Raw genomic sequence first — 1,080 nt, forward strand, 5'->3', positions numbered from 1 at the left:
AACAAAGGAAGATAACCCCAGAACGGGTGTTTTCCACCAAACCATTAATCAGTAAAATGAATATGAAGTATTTGAAGAAACTTAGTATATATTTTGTTATCATTCTTGCCATCGTTTTGGTATGTGGCTTCACGGTACTTGTAATTAAGGAAGTAGATAAGGGCACATTTTATGACTTAGCCACCTCGGAGGCATTGGCCTTTTGTTTGCAATTGGGGATGGCAGCATTTACTGCCCTCATTCCATACAGTTTGAGCATCGCAACTTTCTTGAGTTTTTGGGCAATGAACGATGAAAAATGGACAGGCTTTCTCCGAAATTGGGTAATCGGTCTGGTTCTTGTTTTGCCTCTATCGGCGATGACCTATTACTATGACTGGTTTATACGTCCCCAAACAATGGCTGCATCTGTTGATAAAATAATAGAAATAAAACAGACTTATCCCCAATCGTTGGCAGACAAGTTCAGCATCGACCCGGAAGAAATATTGCACAATATACCTATGGTAATGCCCAAAACGAAACTTATAGCCCAAACAGATTCTCTTGAAACATCTTTTTTAGCTGATATTGACACGTGCGGACTACTGCTTTCAATGCTACCGGACACTTTGGCATCGAAAGCCTATGACAGCTATCAGTTGGAAACAATGGGCGTTGCCTATCAATATGCCGCTCATCCCGCTGCCAGCGAAGACAGTCTGATGTTCATAGCTCATACGGAATTGTACCGACACGCCATCACCGCATGGGAAACCTCCACCGAACTGCAACGCCATCAAAAAGAATATTTCGGCAGAACTCTCAACACTATATGTATATACGTCGCGTATATCCTGTTCGCTTTCTTGGGGTATCTGCTGCGCTACAAACCGATAAAGAATATATTGATGGTATTCGCGGTACTGATTGCCGCCGCTTGGATTTGTCATGAAATAGGTTCTATTGTTCAGGAACATGCGAAGAAACTGAACGGGGTGTCCCGTCAAGTCGTGGACGATACTTATAAGGAGATAGAAGGAATAAGAGAAAAGGAAAGAAATGCTGATAACGATTCGCTGAATTGTTTTCATGACAATT

The 1,080-nt window shown here is 41.9% G+C and carries 1 protein-coding gene; it reads left to right on the forward strand.

Annotation, left to right across the window (positions count from 1 at the left end; genetic code table 11):
- Nucleotides 1-62: 62 nt before the first annotated feature.
- Nucleotides 63-1,080 (forward strand): hypothetical protein (locus tag M3090_RS15350; protein ID WP_249057725.1); only part of this gene is annotated, 1,018 nt, incomplete at its 3' end.

Origin of the sequence: Bacteroides sp. ET71, assembly GCF_023336905.1 — a bacterium.
Taxonomy (GTDB): domain Bacteria; phylum Bacteroidota; class Bacteroidia; order Bacteroidales; family Bacteroidaceae; genus Bacteroides.